General features: G+C 65.2%; 19 protein-coding genes. 11 read left to right on the forward strand and 8 right to left on the reverse strand.

Going from position 1 to position 18,763, the window contains the following annotated elements; genetic code table 11:
- Nucleotides 1–89: 89 nt before the first annotated feature.
- Nucleotides 90–830 (reverse strand): alpha/beta hydrolase, encoded by a 741-nt coding sequence (locus QZX79_RS17935; protein ID WP_294570599.1) that lies wholly within the window; start codon nucleotides 828–830, stop codon nucleotides 90–92.
- A gap of 211 nt (nucleotides 831–1,041) precedes the next feature.
- Nucleotides 1,042–2,325, reverse strand: a complete 1,284-nt coding sequence (locus QZX79_RS17940) for a cyclopropane-fatty-acyl-phospholipid synthase family protein (RefSeq protein WP_294570602.1) — start codon at nucleotides 2,323–2,325, stop codon at nucleotides 1,042–1,044.
- 195 nt (nucleotides 2,326–2,520) lie between these two features.
- Between QZX79_RS17940 and QZX79_RS17945 the strand changes: the two genes are divergently transcribed.
- Complete coding sequence (locus QZX79_RS17945) at nucleotides 2,521–2,991, forward strand: hypothetical protein (protein WP_294570604.1); 471 nt, start codon at nucleotides 2,521–2,523, stop codon at nucleotides 2,989–2,991.
- 231 nt (nucleotides 2,992–3,222) lie between these two features.
- Here QZX79_RS17945 and QZX79_RS17950 read toward each other — a convergent pair whose 3' ends face one another.
- The 4 genes from QZX79_RS17950 to QZX79_RS17965 form a co-directional block, all read right to left on the reverse strand.
- Entirely contained in the window at nucleotides 3,223–3,696 is a 474-nt protein-coding gene (locus QZX79_RS17950; protein WP_294570607.1) for a cupin domain-containing protein, read from the reverse strand.
- 245 nt (nucleotides 3,697–3,941) lie between these two features.
- Nucleotides 3,942–4,970, reverse strand: a complete 1,029-nt coding sequence (locus QZX79_RS17955; protein ID WP_294570611.1) for an ion channel — start codon at nucleotides 4,968–4,970, stop codon at nucleotides 3,942–3,944.
- A 127-nt stretch (nucleotides 4,971–5,097) separates the two neighbouring features.
- Nucleotides 5,098–5,856 (reverse strand): hypothetical protein, encoded by a 759-nt coding sequence (locus tag QZX79_RS17960; RefSeq protein ID WP_294570612.1) that lies wholly within the window; start codon nucleotides 5,854–5,856, stop codon nucleotides 5,098–5,100.
- Complete coding sequence (locus QZX79_RS17965) at nucleotides 5,853–6,710, reverse strand: helix-turn-helix transcriptional regulator (protein ID WP_294570615.1); 858 nt, start codon at nucleotides 6,708–6,710, stop codon at nucleotides 5,853–5,855. Before QZX79_RS17965 ends, QZX79_RS17960 begins: the two co-directional genes overlap by 4 nt.
- Before the next feature lie 101 nt (nucleotides 6,711–6,811).
- Here QZX79_RS17965 and QZX79_RS17970 point away from each other — a divergent pair, with 101 nt between their 5' ends.
- From QZX79_RS17970 to QZX79_RS18005, 8 genes are all read left to right on the forward strand, one after another.
- Nucleotides 6,812–7,579: an SDR family oxidoreductase gene (locus QZX79_RS17970; RefSeq protein WP_294570617.1), complete on the forward strand. Its 768-nt coding sequence runs from the start codon at nucleotides 6,812–6,814 to the stop codon at nucleotides 7,577–7,579.
- Between the two features lie 109 nt (nucleotides 7,580–7,688).
- Nucleotides 7,689–9,035, forward strand: a complete 1,347-nt coding sequence (locus tag QZX79_RS17975; protein WP_294570620.1) for a nitrate/nitrite transporter — start codon at nucleotides 7,689–7,691, stop codon at nucleotides 9,033–9,035.
- Nucleotides 9,036–9,104: 69 nt separating this feature from the next.
- Nucleotides 9,105–9,722 (forward strand): hypothetical protein, encoded by a 618-nt coding sequence (locus tag QZX79_RS17980; RefSeq protein WP_294570622.1) that lies wholly within the window; start codon nucleotides 9,105–9,107, stop codon nucleotides 9,720–9,722.
- Nucleotides 9,723–9,731: 9 nt separating this feature from the next.
- Nucleotides 9,732–10,577, forward strand: coding sequence for an aldo/keto reductase (locus QZX79_RS17985; protein WP_294570625.1), 846 nt, complete (start codon nucleotides 9,732–9,734; stop codon nucleotides 10,575–10,577).
- Between the two features lie 94 nt (nucleotides 10,578–10,671).
- Entirely contained in the window at nucleotides 10,672–10,962 is a 291-nt protein-coding gene (locus QZX79_RS17990; protein WP_120169018.1) for a DUF4287 domain-containing protein, read from the forward strand.
- Entirely contained in the window at nucleotides 10,959–11,315 is a 357-nt protein-coding gene (locus tag QZX79_RS17995) for a cupin domain-containing protein (protein ID WP_294570632.1), read from the forward strand. Before QZX79_RS17990 ends, QZX79_RS17995 begins: the two co-directional genes overlap by 4 nt.
- Nucleotides 11,316–11,582: 267 nt before the next feature.
- On the forward strand, nucleotides 11,583–12,569 hold the full coding sequence (locus QZX79_RS18000; RefSeq protein WP_294570634.1) for a glycosyltransferase family 2 protein: 987 nt from the start codon (nucleotides 11,583–11,585) through the stop codon (nucleotides 12,567–12,569).
- Between the two features lie 188 nt (nucleotides 12,570–12,757).
- Entirely contained in the window at nucleotides 12,758–14,860 is a 2,103-nt protein-coding gene (locus QZX79_RS18005) for a glycosyltransferase (protein WP_294570637.1), read from the forward strand.
- Nucleotides 14,861–15,016: 156 nt separating this feature from the next.
- Here the strand turns inward: QZX79_RS18005 and QZX79_RS18010 are convergent, their stop codons facing one another.
- Both QZX79_RS18010 and QZX79_RS18015 read right to left on the reverse strand, forming a co-directional pair.
- Nucleotides 15,017–15,931: a glycoside hydrolase family 16 protein gene (locus tag QZX79_RS18010; protein ID WP_294570640.1), complete on the reverse strand. Its 915-nt coding sequence runs from the start codon at nucleotides 15,929–15,931 to the stop codon at nucleotides 15,017–15,019.
- 419 nt (nucleotides 15,932–16,350) lie between these two features.
- Nucleotides 16,351–17,268, reverse strand: a complete 918-nt coding sequence (locus QZX79_RS18015) for a ribonuclease Z (RefSeq protein WP_294570643.1) — start codon at nucleotides 17,266–17,268, stop codon at nucleotides 16,351–16,353.
- Nucleotides 17,269–17,528: 260 nt separating this feature from the next.
- Here QZX79_RS18015 and QZX79_RS18020 point away from each other — a divergent pair, with 260 nt between their 5' ends.
- Nucleotides 17,529–17,714: a hypothetical protein gene (locus QZX79_RS18020; protein ID WP_294570646.1), complete on the forward strand. Its 186-nt coding sequence runs from the start codon at nucleotides 17,529–17,531 to the stop codon at nucleotides 17,712–17,714.
- A 439-nt stretch (nucleotides 17,715–18,153) separates the two neighbouring features.
- Nucleotides 18,154–18,456 (forward strand): hypothetical protein, encoded by a 303-nt coding sequence (locus tag QZX79_RS18025; RefSeq protein ID WP_294570648.1) that lies wholly within the window; start codon nucleotides 18,154–18,156, stop codon nucleotides 18,454–18,456.
- The last annotated feature ends 307 nt before the right edge of the window (nucleotides 18,457–18,763 follow it).

An 18,763-nucleotide genomic window follows, 5' to 3' on the forward strand; every position in this document is an offset into this window, starting at 1 on the left:
GGTTCACCGCGTGAGGAGCGACACCCCCGCTGGTCGGACACGCCGGAGGTCACACTGCCCGGGGTTCGCGGTGCCCCGCCGGGCCCAAGTTATCGGACACCCTCCAGTGCCTGCAGGATCACGTCGGTGACGATCTGGGGCTGGGACACCATGATGACGTGCGAACCCTCGGTCTCGGTGATCGTCGCCTGGGCCCGTTGTGCCATTGAACGCAGTACGTCGCTGCCTGCGGCCTTGTCTCCGGTCGGCACGACGGCCCAGGACGGCAGGGTCTTCCAGGCGGGCGTTCCCGTCGGCTCGCCGAAGGCGGCGGCGGCGACAGGGCGCTGCGTGGCGGCCATCACCGCGGCCTCCTTGACGGACACATCGGAGGCAAAGGCGTCATGGAACTTTGCAGGGTCAACCGTGAGCTCGACTGCCGTCTCCGAGTCCTGCCCGACGGGATATTGAGTGGGGACCAGCGCCGTGTTCAGCACGCTGTCCGTGGAGCCGTTCTCGATGCCCTCGAGGGTTTCACCCTCGTCGGGAGCGAAGGCCGCGACATAGACCAGCCCAACGACGTTGTCGGCCTGAGGTGACGCATTGGTGATGACCGCTCCGCCATAGGAGTGCCCGACGGCGAGTACAGGTCCGGGGATCTGCCGGATGGCGCTGGCGGCGTACGCCGAATCGTGAGAGATGCCGCGCAGCGGATTGCTGACGGCCTGCACGGGTACTCCGGCGTCCTGGAGCCGTTCGACGACGCCGTTCCAGCTGGAACTGTCGGCGAAGGCGCCGTGGATCAGGACCACTGTGGGGCCGGTGGCCGAATCGGGGGTGGACTGCGTCATGGTGTCTCCTTTGAGTGAGGCCGGGCTGCCCTCGCCTGTGCTCAGGCTGCAACCGGTCCAGGGATTAATGAGCCCCCGTCTTCAATGATGGCGGGGGAAGGTGAAGACCCGCTCAAGCAGGCGTCAAGGTTTGAGGACTGCAGATGAACTTGAGGTGGCACCGGGCGCGCCGGCCTCAACGTGCTCGTGACGGTGGTGTTCTAACTGAGGCCTAGATCCATTTCCGCAGCCGCAGTGGTGGGTTTCCGCCGCCCGGGCGCTGCGCCAGCACCTGGTTGACGCCGTTCAGCCCGCGCTCGAAGCCGAGCGCGCTCGCCGCCATGTACAAACGCCACACCCGGGCACGTCCCTCGCTCGTGAGCCGTACCGCTTCGTCCCAGTTCTCCTCAAGGTTGCGCACCCAGGCGCGCAGTGTCAGCCCGTAGTGCAGCCGCAGCGCTTCGACGTCGAGCACTTCAAGGCCGGCCGATTCCAGCGCCCCGAGCATGACGGTGAGGCTGAGCATTTCGCCGTCGGGAAAGACGTAGCGGGGGATGAAGGAGTCAGGGTCCGGAGGCATGTCGCCGGCGTTCCACGAAATTGCGTGGTTGAGCAGGCGCCCGCCGGGACGCAGCAGGCCGTAGAGGTGGGACGCGTAGTTCCCGATCTGTTCCCGGCCGACATGTTCGGCCATACCGATCGAGCTGATGGCGTCGAATGGACCATCGGCGACGTCGCGGTAATCCTGGACCCGGATCTCGACGCGGTCGGCGAGCCCGGCGTCGGCGGCCCGCTTCCGCCCGAGGGCCGCCTGCTCCTTGGAGAGCGTGACGCCGACGACGTCGACTCCGTAGTTCCGTGCGGCGTGCAGGGCAAAACTGCCCCAGCCGCAGCCTACGTCGAGCACCCGCAGGCCGGGCCCAAGGGAGAGTTTGCGGCAGACCAGGTCGAGCTTCGTCTCCTGTGCCGCATCCAGGTCGGTGTTTTCGTCCTCCCAGACCGCGCAGGAGTAAACCATTGACGGGCCGAGCACCAGCGCATAGAAGTCATTGCCGACGTCGTAGTGGGAGGAGATCGCCGCGGCGTCACGTTTCTTGGAGTGCTTCCTTCCGAACCGGGTGACGTTCATTTCCTCCGGCGGCGGTGCAGGCGGAAGTCCGAGCGCACCCACCCGGACCGCGGTGCGGAGCAGTCTGGAACGCTCGCCCAGGGTAGGAGGGCGGAAGGCCTTCAGTTCGGCGAATTTGCCCACCGAGCTGAGCGCGGAGAAGCTCTCGAAGAGATTGCCGGGTCCGTCGAGGTCGCCGGCCACATATGCCCGGCTCAGTCCGAGCTGGTTCGGCGACCACAGCATCCGGCGCAATCCCCGCGGGGAGCGGAACTCGATCACTGGCGCACCGGAGGGGCCGGCTTCCGAACCGTCCCAGGCCCGGAGCCTCAGCGGGATCTCCTGGGTGCCGAGCACGATCCCCAGGGCTTGGGCCAGGCGGGGTGCCACTCCGGTCCTATTCGTCATGCCCCCTGTCTACTACGACTGGTTCGCGGGAGCCAGAGGAAGCCCCGGAATCAGCCCGGAAGCCGTTCTTCATCCTCGGCGGAGGATGGCTTATACGCCATTCCACACATCATTGACCGGGGAAATTGTCCGCCGTAACCTGAGCGTCACCAATTCCCGCTGAGGGATAACTGAATAAGGAAGGTTGGGTTGGCTATGTCCGGAAATGCTTGGCGCAGGGTGGTTTTGGGATTCGGAGCTTTGGCGCTGCTATCGACGGGCGCCGTCCCGGCAGATGCAGCCAGCAGCCAGGGAATGCAGTCCACCGAGTACTCGATGTGTTTCACCGATGAGATTTCCGGTGACACCTTTTGTCAGGCCGGGACCGAGCGGAACAATGTAGTGCGCACTCCGAGCGGCGTACTGGTTTCCCAGGGAGCGGGTGACGTGAGCGTCATCCAGACCACCAGCGGGGAAACGACCAGCATCGAGAACACCCACCGCTACGTCAGCGTATTCAGGAATTATGTTGACCCGTTCTTCAATGACCCCCAGGTGATCAGGATCGAAGCGTCGGACACCTACACGCTGCCCGACGGATCAACGTGCACCATCACCGCGGATAATCTCAGCGTGAAACGTGAACTCAAGTACCAACGCGATGAGGACACCTGCCACGCTCCCTGACAGCCGGTGGCAATGGCGTGATGAATGACTCCACCCAGCCCCAGAAAAACCGGGCGTGAGGAGGCTCGGGCCTGCCGCTCGTGTGCCCGACAGCTAGTGCGCCGGATCGCTTACCAGTCCTGGCGGGCGGAGGACTCCGGCTGACGGAACCCCGCTGCCGCGGATCGGGGTGCCCATGACACGGGCCGGCCTCCCGGCCGGCCCATGTCGGGTGTCTTCGCTCTAGAGGACTCAGGCGGATTCTTCGCCCTTGTCGTCCACTTCCTCGACCCACGACGGCGGCTCGTCGCGGCCCTGTTCCTCGTCCTTCTCGGCGTCCTCCGGCGTCGCCTGCACGATCCCCTGCGCGTGGTGCGTGGGCGCGTAGATGGTGTAAAGGCGGAGCGGCTCATCCCCGGTGTTCTCGACGTCGTGCCAGGTGCCGGCGGGCACCTGGATGCTCCAGCCGTCTCCGACGTCCTGCTGGAACGACAGGTCGTCCTTCGAGGGCCCCATCTTCACCCGGCCCTTCCCTGCATCGATGCGCAGGAACTGGTCGGTGCCGTGATGCACCTCGAGGCCGATCGCACCCCCGGGCTCGATCGACATGAGGGTCACCTGCAGGTGCTTGCCGGTCCAGGCGACGCGGCGGTAGTCGGAGTTCGCCGTCGTCGCGCTCTCGATGTCGAAGGCGTTGGGCTTTGGTCCGTTGTCAGTGATGTCCATGACCGCATTCTGTCCCATTCGCCCCGGGATCGCCAAGGCGCCCGGGCCGATCACCGCCGGACCAGGAGGGGTGCTAGGGCGTTCATCGGGAGGACCGTGGCGCAAGCGCCGACCTGTTCCGTCCCTGGTAGAGGCGGCGGTAGCTGGAGGGCGTGGTGTTGAGTTCGCGCGTGAACTGGAGGCGGAAGTTGGCTGAGGTTCCCAGGCCCGTCCTGGCGGCAACCGGTGAGGGCGGCGTCCGCGGGCTACGGTGCGAGGGCGCCGAGGATTTCCTCGTCGGAGAGCCTGCGCTCGCCCACGTAGAACAGGACGGCGCTTTCGGGCAGCCGCGTGTCCCAGCCGGGGTTAATGATGGTGCCCTCGTGCTGCACGGCGAGCACCGTGGTGGTGAAGCGGCGTCCCAGGGCTTCCTGGATCTGTCCGAAGTTGACCGGCGGCAGCGCATCGGGGAGCCGTGTGCTGTAGGTGTTTCGGCCGCCATGGCTCATGAGGTCGGCGTAGACGATCGCGATGCCCGGATCTTCGAGCTCTTCGGTGGCGAGGCGGGGCGAATGCCACTGGACGCAGCGGACGTTGGCGTCGACATAGGAGAAGTTGCGGGCGCGGCCCATGTCGCGCAGCGTCACCACCGTGTGCGCGGTGGGGTTCACATGGGTGACGGCGACGGTGACGGCGAGCGCTTCGTTGTCGTCGCGGGCGTCGATGAGCACGCGGGCGGCCCGGTGCACTCCGGCCCGGCGCAGCACGCCTTCCTCGGCGGGATCTCCGCGGACGAAATCCAGGCCGTGCTGCTCGGGCATCGGATTTTCCCGTACGTCCTCCGCAGCGCACAGGACCACCCGACGGGCGTCGTCCGCCGTGATCTCCTGAATCAGGCGTTCGGTCCGTCCAGGGGTGTAGCCCACGATCACGAGGTGATCCGACATCTCCACATTCCGGTGGCCTTTCATGCGCTGTCCCTTCGCATTGTCGATCGCGGTTGCGATTCTGGTGAACAAGGTGGTCAGCGTCACGATGCCGCCGACGATGACATACACCCCGACGAGGCGGCCGCCGACCGTGGTGGGAAAGAAATCGCCGTATCCGACCGTGGCGGCGGTGACTAAAAACCACCACCAGTACGTCTTAACCGACGTGATCGAGTTGCTTGAGGGCTCGGCCCACACCATGAGGGGCCAGCTGGTAACGAACACAGCGGCGATGATGACAGCCGGCAGTACCCAGAAGCGCGAACGTCCAAGCCGCCGGATCAGACGGGATAGTACAAATGGCACCCCTGCGTTCCCTTCGTTCCCTGCCGGCACATACCGATTGACCATACCCCCACGCCCGGGCGGGGACGCCGTCCGGGCGTATCGCGGCGGAATTCGGGCGGGCATTGCCGGGCCCAAGGACCGATCCTTAGCCGGCGCCTCCGCGGAGGACGTCCACGTGGACGTGGTCGAGGTGGCGCAGGATCTCGTTGTTGGGGTCGGGCGCGTCATAGGCGTGCCACCGGGCTTGGGGAAGATGTGCGCTCCAGAACTGGTCGTCGAAGATGACGTACTGGATATCGAGGTCCTCGGCATGGGCGACGAGCCAATGAGCGAGCATCCACCCCTGGCGCCGGTTCTCCTCGCTCACCGGGCGGAAAAAGATGTCGATGGCACGCCCGTCGTAATGTGTCGATTCCGCCCCGTGCCCCGAGTCGACACCGCCCGGAATGAACCCGCCCAGGCTCTGCTCACCGAACACCTCGGTCATCGCCGTCCTCACCTGCTCGGCACGCGGCGTGAGTCCGGCGGCAGTCAGCTGCTGTTCGGGCAGGTCATCGGCGGCGGAGCCCCGGCAGCTCAGGCTCGGGCCGGCAACCCCGGAGGGCCCCTCGGCCAGCCGCTGCAGCACCGCGTCGTCGATCCCCGAGGTGTCGGGGGCCTCAGCCCCGCGCGCCCGCAGCGCCACCGCCGTCGTCGCCAGCTGCGCCTCCTCCCGATCCAGCCCGATCGCTCCGTCGGGGGTTTGTACCCTGCACTCCGAGCCTGCCAGCAGCGGGCCGTCCCCAAAGCGAAGGGCGCTGAGCAGTCCGGGTCCGAAAAGTACCACCACCGCCAGCAGGATCCCGAGCAGGAGCAGGCCCACAACCGGCCGTGGAGGGCGGCTGAGGGGTTTGCTGCGGTTCACAGCTGGGTCAACCCGCGGGCGTTGAACTGCTGGTGCCCCAGTACCGCGAGCAGCTTCAGCTTCTCGAAGGCCTCTGTCTGTGGCGGTGCTGTGAGGACCAGGAGGGCCTGGCCCTGGTCCTCGGTGAACAGTGCCTGGCAGTCAAGTTCGATCTGCCCGAGTTCGGGGTGGAGCAGCGTCTTGTGGTCCTCGAATCGGGACGCCACCTCGTGCAGCTCCCAGAGCTCGGTGAACTCTTCGCTCGTCCGGAGCAGCTCGCGTACCAGCCTGCCTGCCCGGGACTGCTGACCGGTCCCGCCGTACGCCGCCCGGAGCCCAGCCACCTGGGCCTTGCCCTGCCGGGCCCGGTCTTCGACGGGATAGATCGAGCGTTCCGCAGGGTCGGTGAACCACCGGTACACGCCGCTGCGGGCCAGCCCGGTGTGCCGTGAGTGGTCACCGAAAAGCGCCACGGCCAGGCTGTTCTGGACGAGCGTCTCCCCGAGACTGGAAAGGATCACCGCGGGAGTGTCCGACAGCCGGTCGAGGACCCGCATCAGGGCGGGTGCCACGTGGGTGTCCAGCGGGGTGCGCCGAGGTGCGCTGTGACCGGCGAGGCGGTAGAGATAGTCGCGCTCGAAACCGGTCAACCGCAGCGCCCGGGCGAGCGCTGAGAGCATCTGTTCCGAGGGTTGGGGACCCCGGGCCTGTTCCAGGCGGATGTAGTAGTCGGTGGACATCCCGGTCAGCCCGGCGACCTCCTCACGGCGCAGCCCGGAGGTGCGCCGCCGCGGCCCCGTCGGGAGACCCACGTCCTCCGGGCGCAGCCCGTCACGGCGGGAGCGGAGAAAAGCGGCGAGGGCGTGGCGGTCCATGCTTCAATCATCGGCGACGAACGCCCCGGTAAACAGGGACCGGGAATCCTACGATCATCACTCCTCTCCCGCTCCTCCGAAATCCGGCGCAGGATCAGGACATGAACATCACCGGAAACACCATTTTCATCCCCGGCGCGACCTCGGGCATCGGCCTCGAACTCGCGCTTCGCCTTCGAGAAGCCGGCAACGTCGTCGTCATCGGCGGTCGCCGCACTGACCTGCTGGAGCGCCTCACCGCCGAGCACGGCCTCTCCGCCGTCACCATCGACACCACCGATCCCTCCTCCGTGCTGGCCGCCCGCGACCAGGTCCTGGCCCAACACCCGGACCTGAACGTGCTGGTTGCCATGGCCGGAGTGATGGAGGCCGAGGACGTCCGCAGCGCCGGTTTCCTTGAAAGTGCCGAGCGTATCGTCGAGACGAACGTGCTCGGTCCGCTGCGCCTGATCGCGGCCTTCAGCGAGCACCTGCAGACCCGGCCCGAAGCCACCCTGATCACCGTATCGTCGGGCCTGGCACACACTCCGCTGGCCATCACCCCGACGTACAACGGCTCCAAGGCATTCATCCACCGGTTCACCGAAACCATCCGGCTCCAGTTCGCCGACACCCCGGTCCAGGTCATCGAGCTTGTCCCGCCGGCCGTGCGCACCGAACTTATGAGCGGTGGGTCGCAGAACGAGCACTACCTCCCGCTCGACGCGTACGTCAACGAGGTCATGGCCCTCCTCGAGACTCAGCCCGGGGCAACGGAGATCCTCGTCGAGGCGGTCAAGTTCCTCCGCTTCTCCGAAAGAGAGAACCGCTACGACGACGCAGTTGCTGCGCTCAATCCCTCGGTGAATTTCGAGGTCGCCGACAGGTGAGCCGGCAGGTCCCACTGCCGGCCGTCCCAGGGACCGCACCGCGCGGGTGAGCATGATCACCTGATGGACGGGGTGCCCGGCTGCCGGCCCCAGCACCAATAATGGAGGGGTGGGCGAACGCCGGGCGTTGTTGGTGTGGGGGACCGGTGTGGTCGCCTACCTCATCGCCGTGACCCAGCGGACGAGCTTCGGCGTCGCTGGGCTTGAAGCGACCGAACGCTACTCGGCCAGCGCCTCCGCACTTTCCATCTTCACCGTCGTGCAGCTGCTCGTGTACGCGGCGCTGCAGATTCCCGTCGGGGTCCTGGTCGACCGGGTCGGCCCGCGGCTGCTTATCCTCGCCGGGGCCGTGCTGATGGCCTTGGGCCAGGTGCAGCTCGCTCTCTCGGAGACCGTCACCGGAGGGATTGCGGGAAGACTGCTCGTCGGCGCCGGCGACGCACTGACCTTCATCTCGGTGCTGCGGCTGCTTCCGGCCTGGTTTGAGTCCCGCAGGATCCCCGTGCTGACCCAGTTCACCGGCATCATCGGACAGCTGGGCCAGGTGGTGTCGGTGGTGCCGTTCGCCGCGCTGCTCGGCGCGGCCGGGTGGAGTACAGCGTTTCTGTCGGCCGCCGGTCTCTCGGCGCTCGCCGTCGTCCTCGCGGTGACCGTCATCCGGGATGCCCCGCAGCGTCAGCCGCGGGCAAAGACCGGGCTGCGCCAGACCGGGATCTCCCTCGCGCAGGCCTGGCGCCAGCCCGGAACCCGCCTCGGGCTGTGGTCCCACTTCACCGTTCAGTTTCCCGGCACCGTGTTCGTGCTGATCTGGGGTTACCCGTATCTGGTGCGGGCCGAAGGGATGGACCCGGTGGCGGCATCGGCGCTCATGACGCTGTTCGTCGCCGTGGGCATTGTGTCGGGGCCGATGCTCGGACTCTACGTGTCCCGGCACCCCCTGCGCCGCTCGACAATGGTCCTGGCCATCGCGTCCGGGATAGCCGGCTGCTGGCTCGCCGTCCTGCTTTCGTCCGGGCCGGCACCCCTGTGGCTGCTCACACTGCTCATCGTGGCGCTGGCCCTCGGAGGTCCCGGTTCGATGATCGCCTTTGACTTCGCTCGCACCTTCAACCCGTCGTCGCGGATGGGAACGGCCACGGGCATTGTGAACATCGGCGGATTCGTCGCTTCCCTGGTCGCGATGTACGGAATCGGGGTGATTCTCGATGTCCTGTACGCGCGGGGCGTGTCCGGGGGCGACCTGTATGCCCTTGGCTCGTTCCGGATCGCGATGGCTTTCCAGCTCGTGATCCTTGTGGCAGGAGCTGCGGCGATCCTGATCGTCAGGCGCACTGTGCGGCGGCGGATGGCGGAGCAGGGCGTGGTCGTGCCGCCGCTCCGTGAGGCGCTTGCCAGGGAACGTGCACGACGGCGTGCCGCCCGGTCCGAGCGAACCGATGAGGGCAATTCCGCCTAGATCGGCAGTACCGGGTCCACTTCGCTTGTGCCAGACTGGGCCCCAGCGATAGCCGAACCAGGGGGAGACGTGGCGGGTACCGTCGGCAAGGGGGCAGAGCGGCCAAGCTCCTGGGTGGCGGCCGAGCGGCGGTCCGTTCCGGTGAGGGACAACGGCATCGGGGAGGCCCTCCGGATCTACTACACCCGGTACCTGTTGATCGGCATCCCGTTCCTCCTGGCCGTCGGGGCCGCCGGCTCGTACCTGCTGTTCGATGACGGGCGAAGCCGGTGGGACCTGCACTTGTTTGTCGCCGTGACCCTGATGATTGCTGGCTGTTGGATCGGAGGGTGGATATACAAAGCCAAGCGCCTGAAGCCAAGGGCGGAACTGGGCTGGGGTGAGGTTCTGATCGCGCTGAACAAGTCGGATCGGAAATCGATGCTGCGCCAGATCGCAGGCAAGGACCCGGTCGACCCAAGACGCCTGAACGTGGCCCGGGCAGTTGCCGTGCAACTACGGGAGAGCAACGCAACCATGCTCCTGTACCTCCCGGTTGCTGTGGCCTTTCTTAGTCCCGCTCGCCGGGTGTGGTGGTATGCCATTCCGATGGGTACCCTCCTTAGCGTATTCATCTATACCTTGATTCGGGATTTCCGGCGGCAGGGCCGCTTCCTCGAGAAAACCTCTCATTCGGACTCCCGTTAGGAGAACCAGGTGCAGACCGTTTCCCTCAATACCGGCGCCGAAATGCCGATCCTCGGCTTCGGCGTGTACCAAATCCCGCCGGACCAGACCGAGGCGGCGGTCGCGGATGCGCTGTCGACCGGCTACCGCCTGATCGACACCGCCGCTGCTTACGGGAACGAGGAGGCCGTCGGGCGCGCCCTCGCGGCGAGGGGGATCCCCCGGGAGGAGCTGTTCGTCACCACCAAGCTGTGGGTGCAGGATGCCGGAGAGCAGCACACCGTTGATGCTTTCGCCAGATCCCTCGAGCGCCTCGGGCTCGACTACGTCGATCTTTACCTGATCCACCAGCCCTACGGCGACTACTACAGCGAATGGCGGGCCATGCAGGGCCTCTACAAGGAGGGCCGTGCACGGGCGATCGGCGTCTCCAACTTCCACTCGGACCGCCTTATCGACCTCATCATCAACAACGAGGTGACCCCTGCCGTCAACCAGATCGAGACCCACCCCTTCTACCAGCGCACCGAGGACCAGCGCCTCATGACGCAACACGGCGTCCGGCTCATGTCCTGGGGCCCCTTCGCCGAGGGCCGGAACGGGTTGTTCACCCACCCCGCCCTCACCCCGGTCGCAGAAGCGCACGGCGTCTCCGTGGCCCAGGTCGTCCTCCGGTGGCTGATCCAGCGCGACGTCGTCGTCATTCCCAAGTCGGTCAACCCGGACCGGATCGCCCAGAACTTCGACGTCTTCGGCTTCACCCTCACCGCGGAGGAAATGGCCACCATCGCGGCCCTCGACACCGGGGCGTCGCTATTCTTCGACCACCGCGATCCCGGTATGACCGTGCGGTTGGGGTCGGTCCGCGTTTCCTGATCGCGGTGACCATGGCGCCCGGTTTACCCTCCCGGCGCTCGTTCAGGGGTCACAGCGGTCCCATCAGCCAACAGAAAGTAGGAGGAACCACGGCATGTCATTCCAGGCGTATCTCGACACCATCGAAGACAAGACGGGGCTTACACCCCGCCAGCTGCTGGACATCGCGAACAGCAAGGGGTTCGACGAGCAGAACGGGAAGGCCGGCGAGATCCTCGAATGGCTGAAGGCCGACTACGGGCTCGGGCGGGGCCACGGCATGGCGCTCGTCCACGTCATCAAGAAGGGTCCCGGGATCGACAAAAAGCACGTGGGAACGACCGGGACGCACAGGGACGAGTCCGAAACCCTGTGGCTCGATGGAAAGGAGAACAAACCCTCATGACCACAGTTACCGACCGCGAGCAGCTGCGCCAGAACGCGAAGGGGACGGCGTTGTTCGTCGGTGCCGACCACGGCGCCGGCGTTTCGTTCTTCTGGGTGGACACTCCGCCCGGCGGAGGGCCGGAAACCCACTGGCACCCCTACACCGAGACCTGGGTCGTGCTTCAGGGTGAGGCAGTCATCGAGTCCGACGGCGAAGAGCTCCGCGCGGGCGCCGGCGCCATTGTGACGGTGCACCCGGGCGCACACCACCGCTTTCGAAGCAGCGGTACAGCGAACCTCGAAATGATCTGCATCCACGCCTCTCCCAGGATCATCCAGGAGTTCGTGACCACCGCGCCCGGTACGACCTAGGCTGTCCACCCGCCGTCGTGCGGCAACAGGTTCTCCTAGACCGCCATGGCTCGTGGGCTTTAACCTTCAAACGTACGGCTTCGCCGTGGCTCCTGAGTTGCTGGGCCGGGGACCCGACGACTGTATGAACGCCCTAAGGGTGTTCCTGGCGGGTGGTGTCTCATTCGCCGGATTTGCATACAGCAATAAGGCAAGTGGTGAGGCATGTGCCTGTTTCAGTCCAGCTCCCGTTTTCAATCCGTGAACGCCACCTGAGGGTGGGCTGAGATGCCCGACGTCCCTCTCCCCACCGTGACGGTGGTGATCTGCGCCTACACAACCGAGCGTTGGGACTGGCTGCTGAAACTTCTCGAGTCGATCCGTGTCCAAACGCACCCCCCGAAAAAAGTCATCGTGGTCATCGACCACAACGAGGCACTCTACGGGCGGCTCGCCGGAATCGTCGACGACGTCACCGTCCTGAGGAACACCCACCCACGCGGACTCTCCGGGGCGCGCAACACCGCGCTGGAAGCGGTCGACTCCGACATCGTCGCTTTCATTGATGACGATGCTGAAGCCGCGCCGGATTGGCTCGAACGCCTCACCGCCCTCTATGACGACCCTGACGTGCTGGCGGTCGGCGGAAGAGTGGATCCGATCTGGGAGGTGGGACGTCCTGGTTTTTTCGGTCAGGAGCTCGACTGGATTGTGGGATGCAGCCATCGCGGTATGCCACGGGTTGCCTGCGAGGTCCGTAATGTCATCGGTGCCAACATGTCCTTCCGCCTCGGCGTCATTCGCCAAATGGGCGGGTTCAATCTTTCCCTGGGCCGGCAAGGTTCTGTCCCCTCGGGCTGTGAGGAAACTGAGATCTGCATACGCTCGACAATGGGGGCGCCCGGTTCTCGGATTGTCTACGAGCCTGCAGCCGTGGTGCGCCATCATGTGCCGGCGAACCGGGGGACTTTCCGCTACCTACTCGCCAGATCCTGGGCCGAGGGCGTTTCCAAGGCGCGGGTCAGTCATGTGGTGGGCTACAAGCGGGCGCTCGGTCCGGAGCGCCGGTACGTCCGCAGCGTCCTGCTCCGTGCTTTTCTCGCTGGTTTGTATGACTGGGGTCGACATTGGAAATCCGCCGGGCTTCGGCGCGCAGGGGCCGTCCTGACGGTATTGGTCACCACGACCGCGGGCTACTTCCGGGGCCGCCGGCTTGTGCACGTGTCAAGGAGGCGCCCGCGCCACCCTGCCCAACACTGGCGCGCCGTCCAGTAGCCGGCAGGACAGTTTACCCGGAACTCTGCGAGGAACCCAGAAGCCGGTGACCCTAGGCAGACTGACTCCTTCGATAGCCAGAACGGCGATCGCCGTGCATCCTGTAATTGTCCGTTCTCAGCGGACAGCTTTTCCGCCCGGTGCTGGTCTCCCGAGCAGCGCAGGCTCACCTTGAGGAGGTTGGGGCCTTGGAGCCGGATGCGCTTGATGTCTCGGTGGTAATTCCCGCGCGCAACGCCGCCCGGTGGTTGCCCGAATGTCTGGAATCGGTGCGGACCCAGCGGACGCGGGAAGTGATCGTCATCGATGGGTGTTCCGAGGACTCAACGGTGGAGATTGCGCGATCCTATGGCGCACTGGTCCTTTCCGACGAGGGACGCGGCCTGTCGGCTGCGAGAATGCTGGGGGTCCGCAACGCAGCGTGCCCGGTTGTGGCACTGATTGATTCTGACGTAGTGCTGCCGCAGGACTCTCTGAAGCATCTGGTCGCTGAATTTGAGCAGGGCGGCTATGACGGGCTCCAATCGGGCCTGGTGAGCGAGTCCGATGGGGCCGGGTACTGGGGGGAGGCGCTGGCATGGCACCACAACCGCAGCCGGGCCCGCTTGCGGTTCGGTGTCTGCGCCACGCTCCTGAGACGCGATGTGCTCTTGGAAACAGGCTTCGACGAGGAGTTCGCCTCCGGGGAAGACATAGACCTGCGGTTGCGGCTTCGGGAAGCCGGACGGCAGTTGGGCGTGTCCACCACCACCTTCGTGAGACACCGCTTTCGCGACAACTTCGCTTTTGCCCGTGACCAATGGCTTCAAGATGGCACCGGACTGGCTCTGAACATCCACAAGCACCCGCGCTGGGCTGGTTGGCTGGTCGCTTCACCACTCCTCGCGACCGGACGTGGTGCAGGGCTGGCGCTGCTGGGAGCCCCCCGCTACCTGCCTTATTGGGCAGCATTCCTCTTCTATAACTACCGTGCCTTGTTCAAGGAACTTCTTCGTCCAGCCGACGGCGGTCTCTCCCTCGGCAGCAATGCGCTGTGGTTGACTGCAGCCAGAGTCGCGCCCATGGCCGCAGGACTTCTCTTCTGGGTCCTGGCCGCGATGCTGTTGGCTCCACCTCAGCTTGGCATGGGGTCAGCGGTAGTGGCGTCGGCCCTGTTGACGGTACAGATCGGGATGCTGGGAGTAGGTCCGGCCACGCTCACGCTGCTGCCCGCCCAGAACGACCGGCGGCGCCGGCTCATAGCCACAGGTCTGCTCACGGTGGGACTTGCGTCCATCATTGTTGCTGCAGCGCTGCTCATGATCACGCGTGCCCTCGGTCCCGGCGTCGGTCAGGCCTGGGATGACCCAGCGGTCACGGCGGCTTTCCTGGCTGCCGCCTTCTTTGCCAGTACCGCGTACCAGCTTGATCACATCAGTGTGGCATTGTCGCGAGCCGACCTGGTGTTGGTGCGCAGCATGCTGCAGGCTCTCATCCAGCTCACCGTTCTCATCGTCTGCCTGACCGCTGGGTACCGCAGTGTGATCGCAGTCATCGGCGCCGTCGCCCTCGGAGCGGGCGCCAGCGTGGGACTCGGCATGCGCCAAATTAACCGCGCCGGTCTCGGCCCCCAGTGGAGGGCCGGTGCCCGGCCCGCCGAAGTGGCGCGCCTGTTGCGCACGGCTTTCCGAAACTACCCCCTCGTGCTCGCCGACCGCGCGCCTGCCTACTTCCTGCCCCTGATTGTCGCCGCGACACTCAGCACCTCGGACGCGGCAACCTGGTACGTGGTGTGGATGCTGGCATCGGCGGTATTTTTCATCCCTCAATCCGCCGGTTATTCACTTCAGGCAAAACTTGCCGAGCTGGGGCCTGTCTCTTTGTTGATCGAACGCGCCCTGAGAATCAGCCTGTTGCTCAGCTTTGCAGCCGGGGGGATACTCCTGGCGGTGGGTCCCACGGTGCTGCAGGTGCTCGGCCCGCAGTACGCCCAGCAATGGGTGCTCCTCCCGCTCCTGGTTCCGGCGGTGACACTGACCTGTGTGACCCAGGTCTATTACGCCGTGTGCCGGGTGTATAGCCATCTCACCGAAGCCACGGCGGTTGCAGTCCTGGCGGCCGTCGTCGGGCTGGTGCCGGCGGCCGCCGTAGCTCAAAGTTCCGCCCTGCCCGGACTGGCCGCGCTATGGCTTCTGGCCCAACTGTCAGCTGCAGTCGTTGCCGCGTTGCGTCTACGGCGTCTGAGCAACGGGACGGGAGGTCTGGGTCCCCCCGAAGACCTCGACACCGCCTTCGGGGCGCGAACGGGTTGAGAAGAAAACGACGTCAGGCAAGTTGAGTGCGTCCGGCAGGTGTGGCCGCAGCCGCCACCCTCCCTCGACGCGTGCAGTTTCAAGGTCCGGCGCATAGTGCGGCCGACAGGTCGCTTGGCGACTACGCGGTCCCACGCCTGAGAAATAGGGATGAACCTAGTCCCTGGCCCAGATCGCGACCCAGTCGACGTAGACATGTCCGCGGGTGTCCGGATGAGGACAGGTTGTCAGGCAGGACTCGGTCTGCAGGATGTAATGCATCGGGGTGTCAGGTATCGCCGACCTGCTGGTGCCGATCAACTTCCCGTCGAGGAAGAATTGCACGCGGTCGGGGCTCCACTCGATTGTGGCTATATGCCAGGACGTGAAGGTGGCCTTGGTACGGAACTGGTCGAGCATGGTGACGTCATCACCAGGCCCATGCAGGGCAGCGTAGATGGTTTTCGACAGGTCGCCTTCCGGGAAATCTATCTCGCCGTCCTCCGGCCACTGCTTACTATCAGGCCACAACAGCCACGCTAGTTTGAATCCCTTCAATTCGTCGGCCTTGAAACGCACGGAATATCGCCCGTAGGTTTGGCTGTTATAGGGCCGCTTACCGCCCTTCTCAAATCGAGGCGATGGTGCGGCACCCATCGAAATCCCATCCTCAGTGTGAAGATACATGTCCAAGACACCGTCATGAACACTGAGGACCTTCGATGGGTAATAGCCCGACATTGTCTCGAGAGTCTGAGCAGCTGTGTCCGGCGTGCCATCGCGGTAATTCGCGCTCCACCGTGCGCTGTAGTTCCAGCCGGGAAATTCGCCGATGGCGACATCTCCGTCGGTGAAATCTTCGGTGAAAATCTGTCTCCAGCCCGGCAGATCACCGACCGGCATGGCCGAGGTGGCAGCAGAGATGTCATCGAGGCGGTCTGCGGTTGGTTCCAACGAAGTCGAAGCCGCGCGTGGGCGGTCCCTTGCTTCCTCGTTAGAGCTTCCGCCCGGCAGTGAATCCGAGACGAAACCAACCAGGGCGTAGGTGGCTGCGAACAGAACGATTATCAAGACGACGATGCGAGCCCGCACGTGATGTCCAATCCTCTTCAAGGTGCCGCTCCGCAAAGGAGGTCATCTCTTCGAATCTGAAACTATTGGTGTTATCCAGTTGCTCGGGCGGGACTCCCTCATCATGCTGAAGCGGGGCGTCCAACCGGTGTTGCACGTCCCGCGCCACCCGAGCTCTTCCTGCCGCGGAGAGCATCGTCATGCTCCTCGTGGCAGATGCATCCAGACCGATATGCAACGGCCTGATGGTAGTAATTTACCGAAGCGGCCCGAAGCGGAACAGTAGCGGCCGGTACTGGAAAAATCTCGAGCCTACTCGGATGAAGGGACCCGCACAGCTCAGTCGCTCCACGACCTTGGCGGGGTATATCTCGAAAAGAGACTCGATTGGATCCTTTGGCCGCAGCCCGGCCGCCGCCAATGGATCCGTCCCGCAGGAATCAGCCGCGGATATCGGCCAGGCCGCCGGGTTCCGGGTTGCGCCGCGGGGGAAACGGAATCCGGTCGAGGTCGTTGGCGGCAATGACCGTTGCGGATCCTGCAGTGTCCTGCGCCTGCGCAGCCAGGACGCCGGTGTCATCGTAACGGGACGAAAAGTGGGTCAGCACCAGCGTTCCCGCACCCGCCCTGCCTGCCAAGGCGCCGGCCTGCCCCGCCGTGAGGTGCCGGTACTGCAGGGCCAGGGCGGCATCGTCATTGCTGAAGGTGGACTCCGACACCAGCAGGTCCACCCCTTCCGCGAGCTCCTCGGAACCGCCGCACGGCGCGGTGTCCATCACGAAGGCGAAGCGCCGGCCCGGCCGGTGCACGCTGACCTCCTCCAATTGGATCCCGCGAAGGCTTCCCCTGCGCTGAAGCTCCCCGACGTCGGGCCCGGCAATGCCGGCCGCGGCGAGCCTGTCGGGCAGGAGGGTGCGGCCGTCGGGCTCTGTGAGCCGGTAGCCATAGGCTTCGATGCGGTGCAGCAGAGGCCGCACCTCGAGGTCCTCCGCGACCGCGCCTTGAGTACCGTGAGGGTGGAGCCGTAGGTCGAGACCCGGTGTGGCCAGCGCGACGAGCGCCCGGACGACGTCCTCTCCGGATGCCGGGTAGTGAAGGTGGACCGGATGGGCCACGCCGTCGAGCACCATGCGCGAGAGCACTCCCGGCAGGCCAAAGCAGTGGTCGCCGTGGACATGCGTGATGCAAATCCGCGTGACGCGGCTCGCTGATACGCCCGCCCGGATCATCTGGCGCTGCGTGCCTTCGCCCGGATCGAACAGGAACCCTTCGCGCTCCCAGCGCAGGAAGTAGCCGTTGTGGTTGCGGGTCCGGGTGGGCACCTGGGAGGCGGTGCCGAGGATGACGAGCTCACGCATCGCCCCAGTCTGCCACCGGAAGGGCGGGTGCTGCGACGGCGTCCCACGCGGGCTCCACCCGATGCCGCTCGGCGTGATTGGGTTCGCTGTCAGAAGCTGAATGATCCGGCGCCCGAAATGCCAGTAGGCCTACCCACAATGGGCCGGCCGTTACCCGTATTGGGAAATCCGGTGGAGTTGCAGGTGCAGGAGGGAATTACCGGGGGTACCGTAATCCGTACCGCACGTATTGCGCCTCCCTTATCCGCGGAAGGAGATCAATGGTCGTCCCGTTCGCATTGGCGTTTATGGGTCTAGCGGCGATGATGATCAACGCCTTATGGGCCGCACACAATTTCAGGGAAAAGGGGGATCGGATCGATCAGGAGCGAATGCTTCGAATTACCATCACTATTCTCGGGGCGGGGTTGTTCGTTTCCCCTTTCCTGATGCTGGCTAGCGACTGAGGGGCGACCACGTGCGGGTCAATAATGCCGGACCGTGGCTAATGGCCAACGGGCTCATCCTTATGCTCATCGCACTGTGGTGGCTGGCTCTTCCCGGCACGTCGCAGGCAGCAGTCGTATTCCTAGTGTGCGGAGCCATGCTCCTGACCGGAGGCAGTGCGAAGTGGCGTGCCGACCGCCGGCGTCGCACGAATGAGCGTTAGGGAGCGCGCACGTCATGACACCAGGGTGGTCGTTGGTCCTTCGGTTCCTTCCCGCGTCGCTCTATGTGGTGGCGACCGGGATAAGCCTGCGCTGGCCGTGGAGTCTAAACGCGGGGCTCGCCGTCGTTCCGGTCGTCGCCGCTCTAATCGTCTTGCGGTTGGCGGGAAGACGGTCCACGGTATCCGGAGACCGGTTCGTAATTTCCTCACGGTTCGCCCAGAGTTCAGGCCACCTGGTGCTCGATGCCAGGGCCGCTGATATTCCAAGGATTCTCCGTGCCGCGGTGGTGGAGCTTCCCCGGTTCCAACTGCAGACGGTCGGCCCGGATGGCGGTGAATTGTTCACCAGAGCGAGCATCAGGACCTGGGGCGTTGTCATCGGCTTGAAGTTTGAGCCGATGGACGCGGCAAGCATCCGGATCGCCGCGTCCGCGGCGCCGTTGATCACTCCAACCGTCGTAGATTTCGGTCAAAGCCGAATTGATCTGCGTGACTTGTTTGATGCCCTCACACGCTGCGCGGCGAAGGCGGAACCATAGCGGGCAGGGTTGCTGCCGCTCCGCCCTTTCCTGCGGCTAGCGGGCGTGTTCCTCTCGACAGTTCTCACCGGGACGAGACCTGGCGTCGTCCACTATGCCTCGCTTTGGCGGGCTCAAGCGGACCTGAATCTACTTCCTACTCAGGGCATGATGTTGAGCTCGACGCCTGTGGATATCCTCGGGCCCCACTCTTCCTCCACAATGGCCCTTTTCAGGCTGGATTCGAACACCAGTTCGATAGAATTGGCGCATGGCAACGGCACCGATCGAGGAACATCCGGGCACCGGGGAGTTTCCCTCCGACCCC

Origin of the sequence: uncultured Arthrobacter sp., assembly GCF_902805515.1 — a bacterium.
In the GTDB taxonomy this organism is placed as follows: domain Bacteria; phylum Actinomycetota; class Actinomycetes; order Actinomycetales; family Micrococcaceae; genus Arthrobacter_D.

What these genes read in the sequence shown, in the direction of transcription:
- QZX79_RS18000 (WP_294570634.1), top strand. Translation starts at nt 11,583, where the DNA reads ATGCCCGACGTCCCTCTCCCCACCGTGACGGTGGTGATCTGCGCCTAC.
- QZX79_RS17940 (WP_294570602.1), bottom strand. Translation starts at nt 2,325, where the DNA reads ATGACGAATAGGACCGGAGTGGCACCCCGCCTGGCCCAAGCCCTGGGG.
- QZX79_RS17995 (WP_294570632.1), top strand. Translation starts at nt 10,959, where the DNA reads ATGACCACAGTTACCGACCGCGAGCAGCTGCGCCAGAACGCGAAGGGG.
- QZX79_RS17950 (WP_294570607.1), bottom strand. Translation starts at nt 3,696, where the DNA reads ATGGACATCACTGACAACGGACCAAAGCCCAACGCCTTCGACATCGAG.
- QZX79_RS17945 (WP_294570604.1), top strand. Translation starts at nt 2,521, where the DNA reads ATGTCCGGAAATGCTTGGCGCAGGGTGGTTTTGGGATTCGGAGCTTTG.
- QZX79_RS17935 (WP_294570599.1), bottom strand. Translation starts at nt 830, where the DNA reads ATGACGCAGTCCACCCCCGATTCGGCCACCGGCCCCACAGTGGTCCTG.
- QZX79_RS17970 (WP_294570617.1), top strand. Translation starts at nt 6,812, where the DNA reads ATGAACATCACCGGAAACACCATTTTCATCCCCGGCGCGACCTCGGGC.
- QZX79_RS18015 (WP_294570643.1), bottom strand. Translation starts at nt 17,268, where the DNA reads ATGCGTGAGCTCGTCATCCTCGGCACCGCCTCCCAGGTGCCCACCCGG.
- QZX79_RS17965 (WP_294570615.1), bottom strand. Translation starts at nt 6,710, where the DNA reads ATGGACCGCCACGCCCTCGCCGCTTTTCTCCGCTCCCGCCGTGACGGG.
- QZX79_RS18020 (WP_294570646.1), top strand. Translation starts at nt 17,529, where the DNA reads ATGGTCGTCCCGTTCGCATTGGCGTTTATGGGTCTAGCGGCGATGATG.
- QZX79_RS17990 (WP_120169018.1), top strand. Translation starts at nt 10,672, where the DNA reads ATGTCATTCCAGGCGTATCTCGACACCATCGAAGACAAGACGGGGCTT.